Raw genomic sequence first — 18174 nt, forward strand, 5'->3', positions numbered from 1 at the left:
ACTGCTGCAACCACGGCAGTGCCTCATCGGCATTTCATACTTCGTCGCCTCTGATCGGCTGATGCAAGTCTAGGGTTGCGACGACGCCAAAGGCGTCGGTTCACCATTCCGATAGGTATAAATCGTGATTGGCGAGTCGGTCAGGTCACGGTTCCCGTCAAACCGGTAGTGACCTGACACACCTTGAGAATCGATGCCGGCCAGCGCAGTGCGGTATTGAGCCGGTTCAATCGAGTTGGCTTTCTGCATGGCCTGCGCAACGATATTCACGCCGTCGTACAAGGCCGCGCTGTAGGTCAGCGGGTCGGTATGAAAGCGTTGCTTGTAGTCTGCCTTGAACTGACGGCCTTTCTGGGTCTGATCCAGCACCGGGCCGCCTTGCGGACAATACACGCGTGTATCGACCGAATCGCCACCAAGTTTCGCCAGTTCGGCATTGCACATGGCGTCGCCGCCGAGCAGGCAGCCATTCATCGCCAGCCGCTTCATCTGCTTACGCATCGCACCGGCCTGGGCGTAGTAGCCGCCGTAGAAAATCCCCTCTGCGTTCGCGCCCTTGACGTGCGTCAGAATCGAAACGAAGTCGGTCGCCTTGTCGGTCGTATATTCCCGATCGACAATCTCGATCCCGTTGGCTTTCGCCGCATTGACGAACTCATCGGCGAGGCCCTGGCCGTACGCTGTCCGATCGTCGATCACTGCAATGCGTTTGATCTTGAGCTGCCTTGCAGCGAATTCACCCATGCGGGCGCCGAGTTGCGTATCGCTGGCGGAGATGCGAAACACGAACGGATAGCCGTGCTGCGTGATCGACGGGTTCGACGCAACGGTCGCCATCACGATTCCCGACACGTTCACCAGGTTCGAGATCGGAATCGCGACGCCCGAATTGAAAGGCCCGAAAATGACTTTCACGTTGGCGTCGACAAGGCTTTGTGCGACCGACATGCCGGTACGCGGATCAGCGGCGTCATCCTGCGAGACCAGTTCGAAACGGGTCTTCTGGCCGCCGATCACCAGACCCTCGGCATTCAGCCGCTCGATCGCCATCCTGACGCCGTTTTCGTCGTCCTTCCCGATGGCCGCCTGCGGGCCGGTCAAGGGCCCGGTCAAACCGATTTTGACCACCTGCTCGCCCGCCGTCGCGCCCACCGCCACCATGCTCAAAGCGACCGCTGTCAACCAGCTTGCACCTGCGTACGGCTTTTTCATCTTGCTCTCCTCACATCGTGACGCGCCAAACCGCGCTGTCACCGGAGGTGGCGAACGCGCCGCGCTTTGGCACTGGAAACATCGCTTTGGGACCCCCGCTGTCCGAATGCCTTGCCGAACGCCCGGCAGTGGGGTTGACAGCAATTCTGTCTAGCCAAATTCCTCAATAAAATGCACCATTAATGAAATATATTTCGGCAATTCCCGAAGTAAACAAGAGGCGGCACGATGCAAGTTCAGGACACGGATCTCAAGCTGTTGCGTATCTTCGAAACGATCGTGCGATGCGGGGGTTTCGCCGCCGCGCAACCCATCCTCAACATCGGCGCATCCAGTATCAGCGAATACATGTCGCAACTGGAAACCCGCCTCGGGCTGCGGCTGTGTGAACGCGGTCGCGCGGGTTTCCGTCTCACGGAAGAAGGCGCGGAGCTGCACGCCGCCGCACAACGTCTGCTCGGCGCGGTCGACACATTTCAGATGGAAGCCGGCGCGTTGCGTAATCAGCTTTCCGGCGTGTTGCGCTTCGGCATGATCGAGGCGACGTTGACCGACAAAGATTCGCCGCTGCCGGTAGCGATTCGCGAGTTCGGCCGGATGGCGCCCGAGGTTCGCCTGCATGTGCAGATCGAAACCCCGGGCAGCATGGAGCAACACGTGCTGGACGGCCGTCTGCATCTGGCCGTCGGGCCGTTCCCCGCGCACATTCCCGGTCTCGACTACTTGCCGCTCTATCGCGAGGAACAGGGGCTCTACTGCGCTTCGACCCACCCACTGTACGAGCGGGCGAGCGGGCGCGTCCCCGTTTCGGTCCTCAGCAAACAGCGGCTCGCCGCCCGCGCCTATCTCGGCAGTCAGGAACTCAAGCTGTTACGCATGCCGCAGGCCGCGGCCTCCGTCGACAATGTAGAAGGCCGCGCCATGCTGATCCTGTCGGGCAATTACATCGGCTTTCTGCCGCCGCACTATGCGCAGCCGTGGGTGGACAGCGCGCTGTTGGCCCGCATCGATCCGGAACACTACATGACCCATCTGGACTTTCAGATCATCACACGCAAAGGCGGTGAATCGGCGCGGGTCGTACAGGCGTTTTGCAAGCAGTTGCGAGCGGCGGCCAAAGAAATAAGCCGCACCTCGCGAGGTGGCAAATAGCCACCGCGACCGCACAAGCGGTCCCGTTTAGCGGTACAGGTTTCGTTTGACCTTGCGTTGATGCATCACGCGGCCAATCGTGTTCAGCAGCAATTGCGCCGCCAGAATCGAAGTGGAACCGGAATGATCGTAGTCCGGCGCGACTTCAACGAGGTCGATGCCGATCACGTCACCTTGCGCCGCGAGGCCGGCGAACAGTTCGAGTCCTTCGTAGTACAGCAGGCCGCCGTGGCTCGGCGTGCCCGTGCCGGGTGCAATCGAAGGATCAAAACCGTCGATATCGATGGTCAGGTAGTAGCGCACGCCCTTTGGGACACGGTCCAGTACGCCCTGAATGCCGAGTCGCCGCAGGTCGCGCACCGAGATGATGTCCGAGCCCATTTCGCGCGCCTGTGCATAGCCCTCACGCGCCGTAGAGGACACGTTGCGAATACCGATCTGGGTCATGCCCGACACCACGCTTTTCTCCGCTGCGCGCCGCAGCGGATTGCCATGGCCGTGACGCACGCCATGGCGTTCGTCGACGAAATCGAGGTGGGCGTCAATGTGGACGATATGAAACGGCTCCTGGCCTTCGAATGCATTGATGCACGGAATGTTGATGGAGTGATCGCCGCCCATCACCACGGGCAAGGCGCCGGCCGCCAGCATCTTGCGCACGCCGTATTCGATGTTGGCGTGGCTCTTCTCCGTGTTGGTATGCACCATGTCCGCGTCGCCGATATCGACGATCCGCACTTCGTCGCTAGGCAGATAGACGACGTCGTCTTCGAAGTCGTATGCGCCGCCGTGTCCGAATGAGAACAGCGTCGACGCGTCCCGGATCGAACGCGGACCGAACCTGGCGCCAGCCCGCCACTGCGTGCCGCAGTCGAAGGGCGCGCCCATCACCGCGACGTCGGCGTCGATCTTGTCCCAGTCAAGGCACAGCGGAGACTTCGCAAAGGTGCAGATGCCCACAAACGGCAAATTGAGCCGGCCTGTTTCGTAGCTGTTTTCAGACATGATTGCCTCCGTCCTTTTATTGATCCAGATAGGTGCGGCGCACGCGAGGCGCCTCATTCTTCACCGCTGGGGCAACGCACATTGCGTGCGGCCCAGCGGTGCATCTGGAACGGAGTCTAGGCAAACATATTCAACGGAAAAATGCCAAAAACAAGAAATGCACTTCGGCATTATCCGAAGCGATGGTGAAACGTGGTCAGCTCGCGCTCTGGGCCGACACCGGAACCGGCACCCGCACCCACCCTTCCATCAACACGCGCGCACTGCGGCTCATGATCGCCTTGGTGACGGTCCATTCACCGCCTTCCTCACGCGCTTCAGCCCCCACCCGCAAGGTCCCCGACGGATGACCGAAACGCACCGCATCGCGCGCGCCGCCGCCCGCCGCGAGATTCACGAGCGTCCCCGAAATCGCCGCAGCGGTACCGATCGCGACCGCGGCCGTGCCCATCATGGCGTGATGCAGCTTGCCCATCGACATCGCCCGCACCAGCAGATCGACGTCACCCGCGCCAACGCGTTTGCCGCTTGACGCCACGTAATCCGCCGGCCGCGCGACAAAGGCGACCTTCGGCGTGTGCTGGCGCGTCGCGATCTCGTCGATATGCCTGATAAGACCCATGCGCACGGCACCATGCGCGCGAATGGTTTCGAACATCGCCAGCGCCTTGTCGTCGCTATTGATCGCGTCCTGCAACTCCGTGCCCTTGTAGCCGATCGCTTCCGCGTCCACGAAAATGGTCGGGATGCCGGCGTTGATCATGGTGGCCTTCAGCGTGCCCACGCCGGGCACTTCGAGGTCGTCGACCAGATTGCCGGTCGGGAACATCGCGCCGCCCGCGCCCTCTTCTTCGGCGGCCGGGTCCATGAACTCGAGCTGCACTTCAGCCGCGGGGAACGTGACGCCGTCCAGTTCGAAGTCGCCGGTTTCCTGCACCGCGCCATTGGTGATCGGCACATGGCCGATGATGGTCTTGCCGATATTGGCCTGCCAGATGCGCACGGTGGCCACGCCGTTGTGCGGAATACGGCTCGCGTCAACGAGGCCCGCGCTGATCGCAAACGGCCCCACCGCAGCGGAAAGATTCCCGCAGTTGCCGGTCCAGTCGACGAAGGCCTTGTCGATCGAGACCTGACCGAACAGGTAATCCACATCGTGATCGGGCCGGCTGCTCTTCGCGATGATGACCGTCTTGCTGGTGCTCGAGGTCGCGCTGCCCATGCCGTCGATCTGCTTGCCATACGGGTCGGGGCTGCCGATCACGCGCATCAGCAATGCATCGCGCGCGGCGCCGGGCACCTGCGCGGATTCGGGCAAATCCTGCAGGCGGAAGAACACACCCTTGCTAGTACCGCCACGCATGTAGGTGGCCGGGATTTTGATCTGTGCTTGATGAGCCATGAAAGTCGTGTCCTGATGAAGTCGGGCGGTGCGGCGCATCCAGCCGCGCGGCACCGCCCGAAACCTGCGTTACGTTCGCTGCTTAAGCGGCAGCCTTCGACGATTCGAGAAAGTCCTGTGCAAAGCGCTGCAGCACACCGCCGGCTTCGTAAATGGAGACCTCTTCGGCCGTATCGAGCCGGCACGTCACCGGCACTTCCACGCGTTCGCCGTCACGGCGCTGAATCACGAGTGTGAGATCGGCGCGCGGCTTGCGTTCGCCGATCACGTCGAAAGTCTCGGTGCCGTCGATGCCGAGCGTCAGACGGTTCACGCCGGGTTTGAACTCGAGCGGCAACACGCCCATGCCGACCAGATTGGTGCGATGGATCCGCTCGAAACCTTCGGCGACGATCGCTTCCGCGCCAGCCAGACGCACGCCCTTGGCGGCCCAGTCGCGCGACGAACCCTGGCCGTAATCCGCGCCGGCAATCACGATCAGCGGCTGCTTGCGCTCCATGTAGGTTTCAATCGCTTCCCACATGCGCGTCACCTTGCCTTCGGGCTCGATGCGGGCCAACGAACCGGCCTTTACCTTGCCGTCTTCCAGCACCATCTCGTTCTTCAGCGTGGGATTCGCGAAAGTGGCGCGCTGCGCCGTGAGGTGATCGCCGCGGTGCGTCGCGTACGAATTGAAGTCCTCTTCCGGCAGGCCCATCTTCGCGAGGTATTCGCCGGACGCGCTGTCCGCGAGAATCGCGTTGGACGGCGACAGGTGGTCTGTCGTGATGTTGTCGCCGAGCACGGCCAGCGCCCGCATGGCCTTGAGCGTACGTTCGCCGGCAAGCGCGCCTTCCCAATACGGCGGACGGCGGATGTAGGTGCTCATCGGGCGCCAGTCGTACAGCGGATCCGCCTTCTCGCCGGTATCGACGGAGACGGCGAACATCGGCTCATACACCTTGCGGAACTGTTCCGGCTTGACGCTGGAAGCAACGATCGCGTCGATCTCTTCGTCGGTCGGCCAGATGTCCTTCAACGTGACCGCGTGGCCGTCGGCATCGATACCGAGCACGTCCTTCTCGATGTCGAAACGGATCGTGCCTGCAATCGCGTACGCCACCACCAGCGGCGGCGAAGCCAGGAAGGCCTGCTTTGCATACGGATGAATCCGCCCGTCGAAGTTGCGGTTGCCGGACAGCACGGCGGTCGCATACAGATCGCGCTCGACGATTTCCTTCTGGATCACCGGGTCGAGCGCACCCGACATGCCGTTGCACGAGGTGCACGCATACGCGACCACGCCAAAGCCCAGTTGCTCCAGTTCCGGCAGCAGCCCGGCCTCTTCCAGATACAGCGTGACCGCCTTCGAGCCCGGCGCGAGCGAGGTCTTCGCCCACGGCTTGCGGGTCAGCCCGCGACGATTCGCGTTACGCGCCAGCAGGCCCGCGGCAATCATGTTGCGCGGGTTGTTGGTGTTCGTGCAGCTGGTGATCGCGGCGATGATCACCGCGCCGTCCGGCATCAGGCCCGGCTCGTTCTCCACTTTGCCGCTGATGCCGCGCGCGGCCAGCTCCGAAACCGGCAAACGGCGGTGCGGATTGGACGGACCCGCCAGGGTTCGCACCACGGTAGAGAGATCGAAGCTCAGCACACGTTCGTACTCTGCGTTCTTCAGGCTGTCGGACCAGAGGCCGGTTTCCTTCGCATAGGTTTCGACCAGCTTGACCAGCTCGTCATCGCGGCCGGTGAGCTTGAGGTACTTGATGGTCTGTTCGTCGATCGAGAACATCGCGGCCGTGGCGCCGAATTCAGGCGCCATGTTGGCGATGGTCGCGCGGTCGCCGAGCGTCAGCTTGGCGGTGCCCGCGCCATAGAATTCGAGGTAGGCGCCGACCACTTTTTCCTTGCGCAGGAATTCGGTCAGCGACAACACCACGTCCGTAGCAGTAATGCCCGGACCCGGTTTGCCGGTGAGTTCGACACCGACGATATCCGGCAGACGCATCCACGACGCGCGGCCCAGCATCACGCTTTCCGCTTCGAGCCCGCCCACGCCGATGGCGATCACGCCGAGCGCGTCGACCATCGGGGTATGAGAGTCCGTGCCGACCAGCGTGTCGGGAAAGGCCACGCCGTCTTTCACCTGCACCACCGGGCTCATCCGCTCCAGGTTGATCTGATGCAGGATGCCGTTGCCCGGCGGAATCACGTCGACGTTCTTGAACGCGCGCTTGGTCCAGTTGATGAAGTCGAACCGATCTTCATTGCGGCGATCTTCAATCGCGCGGTTCTTGGCGAACGCGTCCGGATCGAAGCCGCCGCACTCCACGGCGAGCGAGTGGTCCACCACGAGTTGGGTCGGCACGACCGGGTTGACCATGGCCGGGTCGCCGCCTTGCGCGGCAATCGCGTCGCGCAGGCCGGCGAGGTCGACCAGCGCGGTCTGGCCGAGAATGTCGTGACACACCACGCGCGCCGGGAACCACGGAAAATCCAGTTCGCGCTTGCGCTCGATGATCTGCTTGAGCGAGGCCGTCAGCGTGACCGGGTTGCAGCGGCGCACGAGGTTTTCGGCCAGCACGCGCGACGTGTACGGCAGCGTGTCATAGGCGCCGGGCTGGATCGCATCGACGGCGGCACGCGTGTCGAAGAAATCCAGTTGGGTGCCGGGAAGGCGTTTGCGGTTTGCAGTATTCATGGCTTAGGGGACAAAACAGTAATGATCCGGGGACGGTGGTGGCGGCCGGGCTTGACGATCAGCCGCCCCTTGTCTCAATCGGCGCTTCCCTGGCGTATCGATCGGGTAATCAATGCAGTGTAGCGCGGGCTTGCGGCCACTCTCGTCGATGCGCTTTAAAAAAACGGCCCTGGCCCGGGGTTCCAGCAAGCCAAGGCCCAACTTCATTACGTCGCGCTCAAGAGACGCAATGGAGGAGAAACACTCGCGGCAGGAAGCGGCCGCGCTAAAGCAGGTTCGGGCAGCGTCACACGCGCTTGGCGAGCGGCACGAACGGCAGGTCGTCGGGGCCGGTGTAATTCGCGCTCGGGCGGATGATCTTGTTGTCGACGCGCTGCTCGATGATGTGCGCGCTCCAGCCAGCCGTGCGGGCGATCACGAACAGCGGCGTGAACATCGCTGTCGGCACGCCCATCATGTGATACGACACCGCGCTGAACCAGTCGAGGTTCGGGAACATCTTCTTGGCTTCCCACATCACCGATTCCAGCCGCTCGGCAATGCTGAACAGCTTGGTGTTGCCCGCTTCCTTCGAGAGCTTCTGCGCGATTTCCTTGATGACCTTGTTGCGCGGGTCGGAGATCGTGTACACCGGGTGACCGAAACCGATCACCACTTCCTTGTTCTCGACGCGCTTGCGGATGTCCGCTTCGGCTTCGTCAGGCGTTTGATAGCGTGACTGGATCTCGAACGCCACTTCGTTGGCGCCGCCGTGCTTCGGCCCGCGCAGCGCGCCGATCGCGCCGGTGATCGCCGAGTAGATGTCCGAGCCCGTGCCCGCGATCACGCGGCCGGTGAAGGTTGACGCGTTGAATTCATGCTCGGCGTACAGGTTCAGCGACACGTGCATCGCGTCGACCCATGCCTTCGACGGCTCCGTGCCGTGCAGCAGATGCAGGAAGTGGCCGCCGATCGAATCGTCGTCGGTTTCGACCTCGATGCGCTTGCCGTTGTGCGAGTAGTGATACCAGTACAGCAGCATCGAACCGAGCGAGGCCATCAGCTTGTCGGCGATATCGCGCGCGCCCGGCAGGTTGTGGTCGTCCTTCTCGGGCAGCACGGTGCCGAGCACCGACACGCCGGTGCGCATCACGTCCATCGGGTGAGCGGCGGCCGGAATCCATTCCAGCGCGGCTTTCACGTTGGCGGGCAGGCCGCGCAGCGCTTTCAGCTTCGTCTTGTACGCGGTCAGCTCGGCTTGCGTCGGCAGTTTTTCGTGGACCAGCAGGTAGGCGATCTCTTCGAACTCGCACGCGCCGGCGATATCGAGAATGTCATAGCCGCGGTAGTGCAGATCGTTGCCCGTCTTGCCGACCGTGCACAGCGCGGTGTTGCCCGCGGTCACGCCAGACAGCGCGACGGATTTCTTCGGTTTGAACGCGCCTGCGTTCGGCGTGCTGTTGTCTGCTTCGCTCATCACTGTGTCTCCAGATGCATTGGGGGTAGCTTTTGCCGAAGCCTTAAAAGCAAAGAACGGGCCAGGTGCGGCCGGGCGAGCTAAGTGCCTGATTTAACAAAAAATCATTCGCCGGCTGCGGCCGCGCCTCATTTCACAATTGAAATTTCAATTTCGAAAGCGAAATGGATGCGCGCATAATGGATGAACCCGTGACCCGCCATGAGCCGCCCCACCGTGAGCACGCCCCCTTTCGAACCCGCCCAGCGCCCACGCATCTGGGCTGTCAGCATCAGCCGGCTGCGCGACCTGTTCTTCGACATCGCCGGCGAATACGTCGAGCGCGCGGATCTGCGCATCGTCTCGCACGGCTTTGAAGATGCAGTGCGCGAGATCGACGCCGCGGGCCCGGGCCGGCCCGATGTCGTGATTGCCGGCGGCTCGAACGGCGCGTATCTGAAAACACGCGTCGCGGTGCCGGTGGTGCTGATCGGTCCGACCGGTTTCGACGTCATGCACGCGCTCGCGCGAGCACGGCGCGACGGCGCGTCGGTTGCCCTCGTCACGCACGGCGACACCCCTGACGAAGTGCGGCGCTTTAGCGCCGCGTACGGACTCGACGTGACGTTTGCGTCGTACGAGTCGGCGCAGGATGCGGAGAGCGTCGTGCTCGACCTGCGCGATCGCGGCATCGACGTGGTGGTGGGTCCGGGGCTCGTCACGGATCTCGCCGCGAACGCCGGCATGGGCGCGGTGTTTCTCTATTCGCGCGCCTCCGTGCGCGCGGCCTTCGACACTGCGCTCGAAGTCGCGCAGGCCACCCGTCGCGAGACAGTGCGGCGTCAACGGCTCGACAATCTGCTGCAGCATCTGCGCGACGGCGTCGTCGCGCTCGATGCGCAAGGGCGGGTCGAAGCGATGAACCAGCGCCTCGCCGGCGTGCTCGGCCTCGACGCGGCGAAAGCGATAGGCCGCCCCCTGCTCGAACTGGCGCCGGATCTCGCGGGCGCGCTACCCGACGCGGACGGCGACACGCTCAGCACGGTACGCGGCGTGAGCTTCGTCGTGCATCGCGGCCCGCTGGCGGGCAACGGCGCGGCAGCGGGCACGGTGCTGACGTTCCAGGAATCGCGCGCCGTCGAACGGCTCGACCGCACCTTGCGTTCGCGGCAGCGCGTGCAGCAATTCACGGCGCGCTACCGGCTCGCCGATATCGTCGGCGCGGGTGAGCCGATCGAACGGGTGCGCACGCTCGTGCAGCGCTACGCCCGCTCGGACGCCACCGTGCTGATTCTCGGCGAAAGCGGTACCGGCAAGGAAATGGTCGCGCAGAGCATGCATCAACTGAGCGCGCGGCGCGATTTCGCCTTCGTCGCCATGAATTGCGGCGCGTTTCCGGAGGCCCTGCTCGAAAGCGAATTGTTCGGCTACGAGGAAGGCGCATTCACCGGCGCGCGCAAAGGCGGCAAGGCGGGGCTGATCGAAGTGGCGCATCGCGGCACGCTGTTCCTCGATGAGATCGGCGAGATGCCTTTGTCCCTGCAAAGCCGTCTGCTGCGCGTGCTGCAGGAGCGCGAAGTCGTACGGCTCGGTTCGACCGAACCGACGCGCGTGGATATTCGTGTGGTCGCGGCGACGCACCGCGCGTTGACCGAGGGCATCGAGGCGGGCAGTTTCCGTGCGGACCTTTATTACCGCCTCAACATTCTGAGCATCGCGCTGCCGCCGCTGCGCGAGCGTCCGACCGACCTGCTGCCGCTCGCCACCGAGCTGCTGCTTCAGGCCGCGGCGCGTGAACCAAGGCTTGCACTGCGCATTCCGGATGCGGATGCCGCCGCGCGCGTTCTTGCGGGTCTGAGCGAACCGTTACGGCATTACGCGTGGCCCGGCAACGTGCGCGAATTGCAGAACGTAATCGAACGGATCGCGGTTGAACTGGCGGACATCGATCCCGATGACGCGATGGAATCGTTTCTCAACCGTGACGAACTGCGCACGATCGCGCCGGAAATCTTCGAGTCGGCTGCGCGCGGGAAGAAGGCCGCGTTGACCTTGCGTGAGCGCAGCCGTCACGTGGAAGCGGACGAAATCCGCGCCGCGCTCGCCGCATGCGACGGCGATCGCGACGCGGTCTGCGAGGCGCTCGGTATTAGCAAGACCACGTTATGGCGCAAGCTGAACGCGGCGCAGTAAGCGCCGCGTTCAGCTTGCGCGATGCGCTGGAAAAAGCCGCCCTGGTGTTCGGCTGAGCGCTACGCGCTCTTCGCCGGGGCCGCGGGTTTCGCTCTCGCCGCGCGCTCGATGAACATGCTCGGTGTCATCCCACAGCATCGTTTGAAATGGCGGCCGAAATGACTCTGATCGAAGAAGCCGACCTCGGTCGCGACGACGGATCCCGGCACGCCTTCCAGCAACAAGGTTTGCGCGCGCTGGATGCGCAGTCCGCATAGATAGCGATAGGGCGATGAGCCGTACTGCTGCCGGAACACGGTCGCGAATCGTGACACGCTGAGCGCGGACAATTCGGCGAGTTGCGCGAGCGTCACCGGTTCGTCGAAATGCGCTTCAATGAAAGCCCGCGCGGCGTTGAGGGTCAGGGGATGTTTCATGACGTCGCGATCTCCGAGCGGCCCGTCGGATGTTTCGCGAAGCGCAGGATGGAAAACACGTCGAGCGGAATGGGCGTGCTGCCGGTATCGACGAGTTCGGCAAGCGTCTCGCCCACCCCTGGCCCGATCTGAAAGCCCGAACCGCTGAAGCCGAATGCGTAATAGAGGCCGTCCACCTTGCTGCTCGGGCCGATCACCGGTTCGCCATCGGGCAAATAGCTTTCCACGCCGCTCCACACGCGGATCACATGCAGCGGCGCCATCGCGGGCACAAGCCGGCGCAACTGCGCGAGTTGCCGCACGGTGTTGCGAGGCAGGACCGACGCGCGCGAGGTCGCCGCATCGGCCGGCCCGCCAGGACCACCGCCGAGGATGATGTTGCCGCGCGGAATCTGGCGGAAATAGATGCTCTCTTCCTTGACGGACGTAAAGACGCCCATCGACGAGCGGAACACGTACGGCACCGGCTCGGTCACCGCCATTTGCGGACCGCTCGCGGTCAGCGGCACCGTTTCGCCGAACTGTTCGGTCAGCCGGCTTGCCCAGGCGCCGGCGCAAATCACGAGTTGCGCGGCCCAATACACGTCGCCGCGCGCGCTCTCCACGCGAAACCGGGCGCCGTCTTTTTCCACGCGCACGATTTCCGTGTTCTCGACGATCTGCGCACCGCGCCGCGCGGCAGCGCGGCCAAACGCGGGCGCGGCGAGCCGCGGATTGGCGTGACCGTCGAGCGGCGATATCGACGCCGCCAGCACCTCGCGTCCGAGAAACGGGAAGCGTCTGAACATGGCGTCGCCATGTAGCACGTCGAGTTCGAGACCGCAGGCGCGGGCGTCGATCGCGTACTGATCGAAATTCTCGACATCTTTCTGGTGATAGCACACGCGCGTATGGCCCGAGGGCAGGAACTCGATGTCCTCGCCGAGCAGTTCGGCCGAGCGCTGCCATGTGCGCAGCGCACGATTGGCCATCGCCAGTTGCGGCAGCGCGCGCCCCTGGCGGCGAATGCCGCCGAAGTTCACGCCGCTCGCCTGCTGCCCGGTAAGACCGCGCTCCAGCAGAATCACCGAACGGTTGCGCTCCCGCAGGAAGAACGCGGTGGTCGTCCCCATGATGCCGCCGCCAATCACGATGACATCCGCTTCCCTGGCGTTTGGTGCGCTCGATGCGTTCGGTGCGCTCATTCCGGCACCTCCTCGACCAGCGCCACCGGCAACGGCTTAACCGGCGCCTGCCCGCGCAGCCGTCCTACCGACGACAACGGCACCGAGGCCGCCGCCGCGATAATCTCCGCACCCGCGTGGCCACAATAGCGTCCCTGACAGCGGCCCATGCCGACCCGCGAAAACGCTTTCGCGCGATTGGCTTCCTGCGCGCCGCTCTCGCGCACGACACGGCGCAATTCGCCGGCCGTAATCGCTTCGCAGCGGCACACGATCGTCTCGTCCGGCATCGACGCGGCGAATTTCGCGGGCCACGGGAACGCGGCCCGCAAGCCCGCGGCGAAACGCGTGAAACGCGCCAGTTCCACGCGCAGCCGCTCAATGCCTTCCACCTGCACGCCCTGATCGTGCAGCACCGCCAGCGCCGCGAGACGGCCCGACCGCTCGGCGGCATCCGCACCGCGCACGCGTGCGCCGTCGCCGGCCAGATAAACGCCTGACACACTGCTGCGGCCGTCTTCGTCGATGCGGGGCAGCCACTGCCGCGCGTCGACGTCGAAAACAAACTGGCAACCAGCGAGGTCCGCAAGCTGCGTTTCGGGCCGCAGGTGATAACCGAGCGCCACCGCCTCACAAGCCACCTCGAAGCGCTTGCCACCCGGCAACGCGACCTCAACGCCGCTCACGCCGTTCTGCGGCGAACCTTTGATTTCGATGGGCTGCACGCCGTGCTGCACCGGCACACCCGCTTGCGCGAGTACGCGCGTCAACGCGATCCCTTTCCTGAGCGCGGCAGGCATCGCCAGCAAACGAGGCAGCGCGGCCAGCCGCTGCATGAACGTCGACGTATCGAGTACCGCCGCGACCTGCGCGCCGGCCTTCACGTATTGCGCGGCCACCAGATACAGCAGCGGGCCGCTGCCCATCATTACCGTACGCGCCCCGATCGCGCAGCCCTGCGATTTCAGCGCGACCTGCGCGCCGCCCAGGCTATAGGTGCCGGCGAAGTGCCAGCCCTTGACCGGCATCAGCCGGTCCGTCGCGCCGCTGCAGACAATCAGGCTGTCGAACGGCAGCGTCCGGTAGCGCGCGCCGCTCACCAGATGCAAGGTGTTCGGCGTGACGTTCCAGACGAGCGTCTCCGGCAGGTAGTCGAGCTTGTCCTTCAATGCATCGAAGCTCTGATGCAACGCGGCGGCCCGCGCGGCCTCGGTGCCGTACAGCGTCTCATAGCTGCGCGAAAAGCCGTCCGGTTGCCGCCGATAGATCTGGCCGCCGTCGCGCCGTCCTTCGTCGATCACGATTGGCCGCAACCCCGCTTCCACCAGTGCCTGCGCGGCGCGCACGCCCGCCGGTCCGGTCCCGATGATGGCTACACGCGGGGCCATACGCCCTCCCCGGCCGCAGCCAGCGTCGTGACGATCGACATGCCGGGCGCGGCGGGCGTGCTGCAGGCGCGCACGCGCTCGCCGTCCGTGGTCCACACCCAGCAGTCCTGGCAAGCGCCCATCAGGCAGAAGCCGGCGCGCCGCCCGTCGCCGAATTCGGAATCGCGCAGCGTCGTCACGCTGGTCAGCAACGCGACCATCAGCGTGTCGCCCTCGGCTGCCTCGCGCATCACGCCATCGACGATGATCGGGAACGTCTTGCGCCCGCTCTCCGCGACTCGCACAAATCGTCCGTTCATGCCGGCGTTGCCTCCACGGTTTGCAACCGGTTCAGTTCCGCCACCGGATGATGGCAAAGAATCTCCGCGCCCGAAGGCAGCTTCTTCATGGCCGGCGGCGTCATATTGCACATCCCGTCGATACGGACCGGACAGCGCGCCCGGAACGCGCACAACTCAGGAATATCGGCACTCGGCCCGAGCGGCGGCAACGCGGTCAGGGCGATCTCCCGACGCGCGTCGAGCCAGCCGGGTTTCAACGCGGGCACCGAATCGACCAGCAGTCCCGTGTACGGGTGATACGGCGGCGCCGCGAGCACGTCGCGCTGCCCCGCTTCTACCCGATGACCTGCATACAGGACGATCACTTCGTCGCAGATCGCGCGGACTGTCGAAATGTCGTGGCTGATGAACATGTACGACACACCGAGTTCGCGGCGCAATTCGGCCAGCAGGTCGAGGATCGCGGCGCCGACCACCGTATCGAGCGCGGACGTTACTTCGTCGCAGAGAATCAGCGCGGGCTCGGCGGCCAGTGCGCGCGCCAGATTCACGCGCTGTTTCTGACCGCCGGAAAGTCCGGCCGGCACGCGCGTGGCGATCAAGGCCGGCAATTGCACCAGGTCGAGCAATTCGAGCATGCGTTTATTCGCCGCCGAGCCGCGCAGGTGGTGATAGAACGCGAGTGGCCGGGCGAGAATATCGGCGATCGAATGACTCGGGTTCAGCGCGGTATCGGCGTTCTGGAACACGATCTGGATCTGCCGGTACTGCTCCGGCGTGCGCCGCGACAATTGCGCGGGCAACGGCTTGCCGTCGAACAGCACCTCGCCGCGCGCCCGGTCGACCAGGCCCGCTACCACTCGCGCGAGCGTTGTCTTGCCGGATCCGGATTCGCCGATCACGCCAAGCGTGCTGCCGCGCGGGATCAACAGGCTGACGTCGTCGAGCACGCGCACGGCGGGTGCGCCGAAGCGGTCGATGCGTCCGTAGCCCGCTGCCAGCCCGCGGATTTCGAGCAACGGCGGCACCTGCTTGCCGGCCGCGGGCGTGTCGAACTCGGCCTCGGGACGGCGCGTCGCGGCGAGCAACTGCCGAGTATACGCATCCACCGGCGCATCGAGCACCTGCGCGACCGCGCCGTTCTCCTTCACCGCGCCGCCGTTCAACACCACGATCCGATCGGCCATCTGCGCGACCACCGCCAGATCGTGCGACACATAGACCGCGGTCGTACCGAGTTCGCAGATCACCTTCTTGAACGCCGCCAGCACTTCGATCTGCGTGGTGACGTCGAGCGCCGTGGTCGGCTCGTCGAACACGACGACCGCCGGATCGGTGATCAGCGCCATGGCGGCCATCAGCCGCTGCAACTGGCCGCCCGAGACCTGGTGCGGATAGCGCTCGCCGATTGTCTCCGGCTCGGGCAGCGCCAGCCCGCGAAACAGGGCGATCGCCTTGAGCCGCGCCGCATCCGCCGACATCAGGTGATGCAGCAAGGCCGGCTCGGTGACCTGATCCATGATCGTGCGAGCGGGATTGAAACCCGCCGCGGCACTTTGCGCGACATACGCGACGGTCCGTGCGCGCAACGCACGGCGTCCTTTGGCATCGAGCGACAGCACCTCCACGTCGCCAATCCGCACCGAACCGCCGCTGATCGAACACCCGGTGCGCGCATAGCCGAGCAGCGACAGCGCGATGGTGGTCTTGCCCGAACCGGATTCGCCGATCAGCGCCAGCACTTCGCCCTTCTTCACCGAAAAATCGACGCCCTTGACGATCTCGGTCACCAGCCCCGGCGCCGCACCGGCGACGACCCGCAGGCCCTTCACTTCAATCATGTCCCGTTCGGCCATCACGCGCCTCCATGGCTACGGCCACGACGCCGCAGGTTGTCGATCAGCAGATTCATGCCGATGGTCAGCGTCGCAATCGCGACGGCCGGCATCAGCACGGCAGGCGCGCCCTCGGACAAGCCGCCGATGTTTTCGCGCACGAGCGAACCCCAATCGGCGTTCGGCGGCTGCACACCGAGGCCGAGAAAACTCAACCCGCTCAGCAGCAACACGATGAACACGAAGCGCAGGCCGAAATCGGCGAGCATCGGATGAATCATGTTCGGCAGCACCTCGACGCGCGCAATGTAGAACAGTCGCTCACCCCGCGCGCGGGCCACCTGAACGTACTCGAGGCTCATCAGATTCACCGCGAGCGAGCGCGAAATACGAAACGCGCCGGGGATGTAGGCGAGTGCCGCGACCGTCGTCAGCATCGGGATCGACGAACCGAACGCGGCGATCACGACGAGCGCGAGAACCTTGCTCGGAATCGAGATCAGCGCGTCGAACAGACGGCTCAGAATCTCGTCGAACCAGCGCCCGGATACCGCCGCGAGCAGGCCGAAGAACGTGCCGATCACGCTGGCGAGCACGGCAGCCGCCAGCGCGAGGCCGACCGTGTAGCGCGCGCCGTAGAGAATCCGGCTCAGCATGTCGCGGCCCAGATAGTCGGTGCCGAGCGGATAGGCCGCGCTATAGCGGCCGAAAATCTCCGTGGAGGTGAGCGTGCCGCCCTTATACGGCGCGACCAGCGGACCGATAAACGCGACGATCAGCCAGAAGAGCACGAGCGTCAGGCCAATCAGGCCCAGCACGGAAAAACGCCGCACCAGCCGTGCCAGCACGCCCGGCTTGTGCGTGGCCGCGACTGCTGCCGGCGGCTCGACGGCGGGTTGATTGCGGCTCATGTCGTACAGCTCCGTGCCGGGGTGAGGAACGTCGGGATGGGTCGGTCGGTTCATGATCGGCGCAGCCTCGGGTTGGATACGATCTGACACAGGTCGGCGATCAGCACCAGCGCGAGATACGCCGCGCAGAACACCATCACGCAGCCCTGCACGAGCGGCATGTCGCGATTCGTGACGGCGTCGACCATCAGGCTCGCGAGACCGGGATAGTTGAAGATCGATTCGACGATCACCACGCCGCCGAACAGATACGACAGACTCAATGCCACCGCATTGGCAATCGGCCCAATGGTGTTCGGCAGCACGTGACGCAGCACCACGCGCGCCGGCGAGGCCCCTTTGAGCACCGCCATTTCGACGTACGACGAATTGAGCTGATCGAGCACCGCGGCCCGCGTCATGCGCGCCATCTGCGCGACGATCACGCAGCACAACGTCATCACCGGCATCGCGTAGATGCGCAGCAGCGCGCCGAACGAATGGACCTCGGAGAGATACGACAGCGCCGGCAGCCAGCGCAGTTTGACCGCGAAGATCAGCACGGCAATGGTGGCAATCAGGAACTCGGGCACGGCGACCGTGGAGAGCGTCAGCACATTGAGCACGCGGTCGAGCAGCGAGCCGCGGAACATCGCCGACGAAATACCGATCGCCAGCGCGAGCGGCACCGAGACCAGCGTCGTCAGACCGGCCAGCACCAGCGAGTTGGGCAGGCGCGTCGCGATCAACTCGCTGACCGGCAGATTGTTCGATAGCGAGGTGCCGAAGTTGCCGCTGACAATATGAATCAGCCACTCGAAGTAGCGTTGCAGCGCCGGCTGGTCGAGACCGAACTGATGCCGCAATGCCGCGACGGCTTCCGGGGTTGCCGCCTGGCCGAGCGCCTGCTGGGCGGCATCGCCGGGAAGCAGCCCGGTGATGGCGAACACGACCGCCGAGACCAGCAGCAGCGTAAGCAGCGCGAGGCCAAGGCGCGCGGCAATGAGTCGTTGCGCGTGTGCTTTCATCGAAAGTCTCCTCTGTCGACCAGCGTTGGTGCTTTAGCGCTTACTCTGGTCCCATGCAACGAGTTGCCGTTGAAGCCGCACACTGCGAGAAAGC

Annotated in this window: 14 protein-coding genes; 2 read left to right on the forward strand and 12 right to left on the reverse strand. The window is 64.6% G+C overall.

Translation table 11 applies throughout. The features are described from left to right. Positions 1-69 precede the first annotated feature (69 nt). Positions 70-1212 (reverse strand): branched-chain amino acid ABC transporter substrate-binding protein, encoded by a 1143-nt coding sequence (locus PQR27_RS29765; protein WP_408527161.1) that lies wholly within the window; start codon positions 1210-1212, stop codon positions 70-72. A 228-nt stretch (positions 1213-1440) separates the two neighbouring features. Here PQR27_RS29765 and PQR27_RS29770 point away from each other — a divergent pair, with 228 nt between their 5' ends. After that, positions 1441-2364, forward strand: a complete 924-nt coding sequence (locus PQR27_RS29770) for a LysR family transcriptional regulator (RefSeq protein ID WP_408527162.1) — start codon at positions 1441-1443, stop codon at positions 2362-2364. Positions 2365-2391: 27 nt separating this feature from the next. Here the strand turns inward: PQR27_RS29770 and speB are convergent, their stop codons facing one another. The 4 genes from speB to prpC all read right to left on the reverse strand — a co-directional run bounded on the left by speB (position 2392) and on the right by prpC (position 8907). Further along, positions 2392-3369, reverse strand: coding sequence for an agmatinase (gene speB / locus PQR27_RS29775; RefSeq protein WP_408527163.1), 978 nt, complete (start codon positions 3367-3369; stop codon positions 2392-2394). Positions 3370-3565: 196 nt separating this feature from the next. Beyond that, the gene (prpF, locus tag PQR27_RS29780) at positions 3566-4771 is read right to left on the reverse strand and encodes a 2-methylaconitate cis-trans isomerase PrpF (RefSeq protein WP_408527164.1); all 1206 of its coding nucleotides are present in this window, start codon (positions 4769-4771) and stop codon (positions 3566-3568) included. An 82-nt stretch (positions 4772-4853) separates the two neighbouring features. Continuing rightward, positions 4854-7451 (reverse strand): Fe/S-dependent 2-methylisocitrate dehydratase AcnD, encoded by a 2598-nt coding sequence (gene acnD / locus PQR27_RS29785; protein WP_408527165.1) that lies wholly within the window; start codon positions 7449-7451, stop codon positions 4854-4856. A gap of 286 nt (positions 7452-7737) precedes the next feature. Beyond that, a complete protein-coding gene (gene prpC / locus PQR27_RS29790; RefSeq protein ID WP_408527166.1) occupies positions 7738-8907 on the reverse strand; it encodes a bifunctional 2-methylcitrate synthase/citrate synthase in 1170 nt (389 codons plus the stop codon). Between the two features lie 216 nt (positions 8908-9123). Between prpC and prpR the strand changes: the two genes are divergently transcribed. Further along, complete coding sequence (gene prpR, locus PQR27_RS29795; RefSeq protein ID WP_408527167.1) at positions 9124-11079, forward strand: propionate catabolism operon regulatory protein PrpR; 1956 nt, start codon at positions 9124-9126, stop codon at positions 11077-11079. Between the two features lie 59 nt (positions 11080-11138). Here the strand turns inward: prpR and PQR27_RS29800 are convergent, their stop codons facing one another. Genes PQR27_RS29800 through PQR27_RS29830 form a run of 7 tightly spaced genes read right to left on the reverse strand, consistent with a single transcriptional unit; the run spans position 11139 to position 18080 of the window. After that, positions 11139-11495 carry a helix-turn-helix domain-containing protein gene (locus PQR27_RS29800; protein ID WP_408527168.1) on the reverse strand — a complete coding sequence of 119 codons (357 nt, stop codon included), beginning with the start codon at positions 11493-11495 and terminating at the stop codon, positions 11139-11141. Beyond that, entirely contained in the window at positions 11492-12679 is a 1188-nt protein-coding gene (locus tag PQR27_RS29805; protein WP_408527169.1) for an NAD(P)/FAD-dependent oxidoreductase, read from the reverse strand. Before PQR27_RS29805 ends, PQR27_RS29800 begins: the two co-directional genes overlap by 4 nt. Beyond that, positions 12676-14046 carry an FAD/NAD(P)-dependent oxidoreductase gene (locus tag PQR27_RS29810; RefSeq protein ID WP_408527170.1) on the reverse strand — a complete coding sequence of 457 codons (1371 nt, stop codon included), beginning with the start codon at positions 14044-14046 and terminating at the stop codon, positions 12676-12678. Before PQR27_RS29810 ends, PQR27_RS29805 begins: the two co-directional genes overlap by 4 nt. Beyond that, the gene (locus PQR27_RS29815) at positions 14031-14345 is read right to left on the reverse strand and encodes a (2Fe-2S)-binding protein (RefSeq protein WP_408527171.1); all 315 of its coding nucleotides are present in this window, start codon (positions 14343-14345) and stop codon (positions 14031-14033) included. Before PQR27_RS29815 ends, PQR27_RS29810 begins: the two co-directional genes overlap by 16 nt. Further along, positions 14342-16183: an ABC transporter ATP-binding protein gene (locus PQR27_RS29820; protein WP_408527172.1), complete on the reverse strand. Its 1842-nt coding sequence runs from the start codon at positions 16181-16183 to the stop codon at positions 14342-14344. The genes PQR27_RS29815 and PQR27_RS29820 overlap by 4 nt, the downstream gene beginning before the upstream one ends. Next, a complete protein-coding gene (locus tag PQR27_RS29825) occupies positions 16183-17127 on the reverse strand; it encodes an ABC transporter permease (RefSeq protein WP_408527173.1) in 945 nt (314 codons plus the stop codon). The genes PQR27_RS29820 and PQR27_RS29825 overlap by 1 nt, the downstream gene beginning before the upstream one ends. Then, a complete protein-coding gene (locus PQR27_RS29830) occupies positions 17124-18080 on the reverse strand; it encodes an ABC transporter permease (protein WP_408527174.1) in 957 nt (318 codons plus the stop codon). Before PQR27_RS29830 ends, PQR27_RS29825 begins: the two co-directional genes overlap by 4 nt. Between the last annotated feature and the right edge of the window lie 94 nt (positions 18081-18174).

The organism is Paraburkholderia fungorum (assembly GCF_046027215.1).
GTDB lineage: Bacteria > Pseudomonadota > Gammaproteobacteria > Burkholderiales > Burkholderiaceae > Paraburkholderia > Paraburkholderia fungorum_D.

Bases quoted from the DNA above. Each gene is read 5' to 3' on its own strand.
- PQR27_RS29825 (WP_408527173.1), bottom strand. From the start codon at position 17,127: ATGAACCGACCGACCCATCCCGACGTTCCTCACCCCGGCACGGAGCTG.
- prpC (WP_408527166.1), bottom strand. From the start codon at position 8,907: ATGAGCGAAGCAGACAACAGCACGCCGAACGCAGGCGCGTTCAAACCG.
- prpF (WP_408527164.1), bottom strand. From the start codon at position 4,771: ATGGCTCATCAAGCACAGATCAAAATCCCGGCCACCTACATGCGTGGC.
- PQR27_RS29765 (WP_408527161.1), bottom strand. From the start codon at position 1,212: ATGAAAAAGCCGTACGCAGGTGCAAGCTGGTTGACAGCGGTCGCTTTG.
- PQR27_RS29815 (WP_408527171.1), bottom strand. From the start codon at position 14,345: ATGAACGGACGATTTGTGCGAGTCGCGGAGAGCGGGCGCAAGACGTTC.
- speB (WP_408527163.1), bottom strand. From the start codon at position 3,369: ATGTCTGAAAACAGCTACGAAACAGGCCGGCTCAATTTGCCGTTTGTG.
- PQR27_RS29820 (WP_408527172.1), bottom strand. From the start codon at position 16,183: ATGGCCGAACGGGACATGATTGAAGTGAAGGGCCTGCGGGTCGTCGCC.
- acnD (WP_408527165.1), bottom strand. From the start codon at position 7,451: ATGAATACTGCAAACCGCAAACGCCTTCCCGGCACCCAACTGGATTTC.
- PQR27_RS29770 (WP_408527162.1), top strand. From the start codon at position 1,441: ATGCAAGTTCAGGACACGGATCTCAAGCTGTTGCGTATCTTCGAAACG.
- PQR27_RS29810 (WP_408527170.1), bottom strand. From the start codon at position 14,046: ATGGCCCCGCGTGTAGCCATCATCGGGACCGGACCGGCGGGCGTGCGC.
- PQR27_RS29805 (WP_408527169.1), bottom strand. From the start codon at position 12,679: ATGAGCGCACCGAACGCATCGAGCGCACCAAACGCCAGGGAAGCGGAT.
- PQR27_RS29830 (WP_408527174.1), bottom strand. From the start codon at position 18,080: ATGAAAGCACACGCGCAACGACTCATTGCCGCGCGCCTTGGCCTCGCG.
- PQR27_RS29800 (WP_408527168.1), bottom strand. From the start codon at position 11,495: ATGAAACATCCCCTGACCCTCAACGCCGCGCGGGCTTTCATTGAAGCG.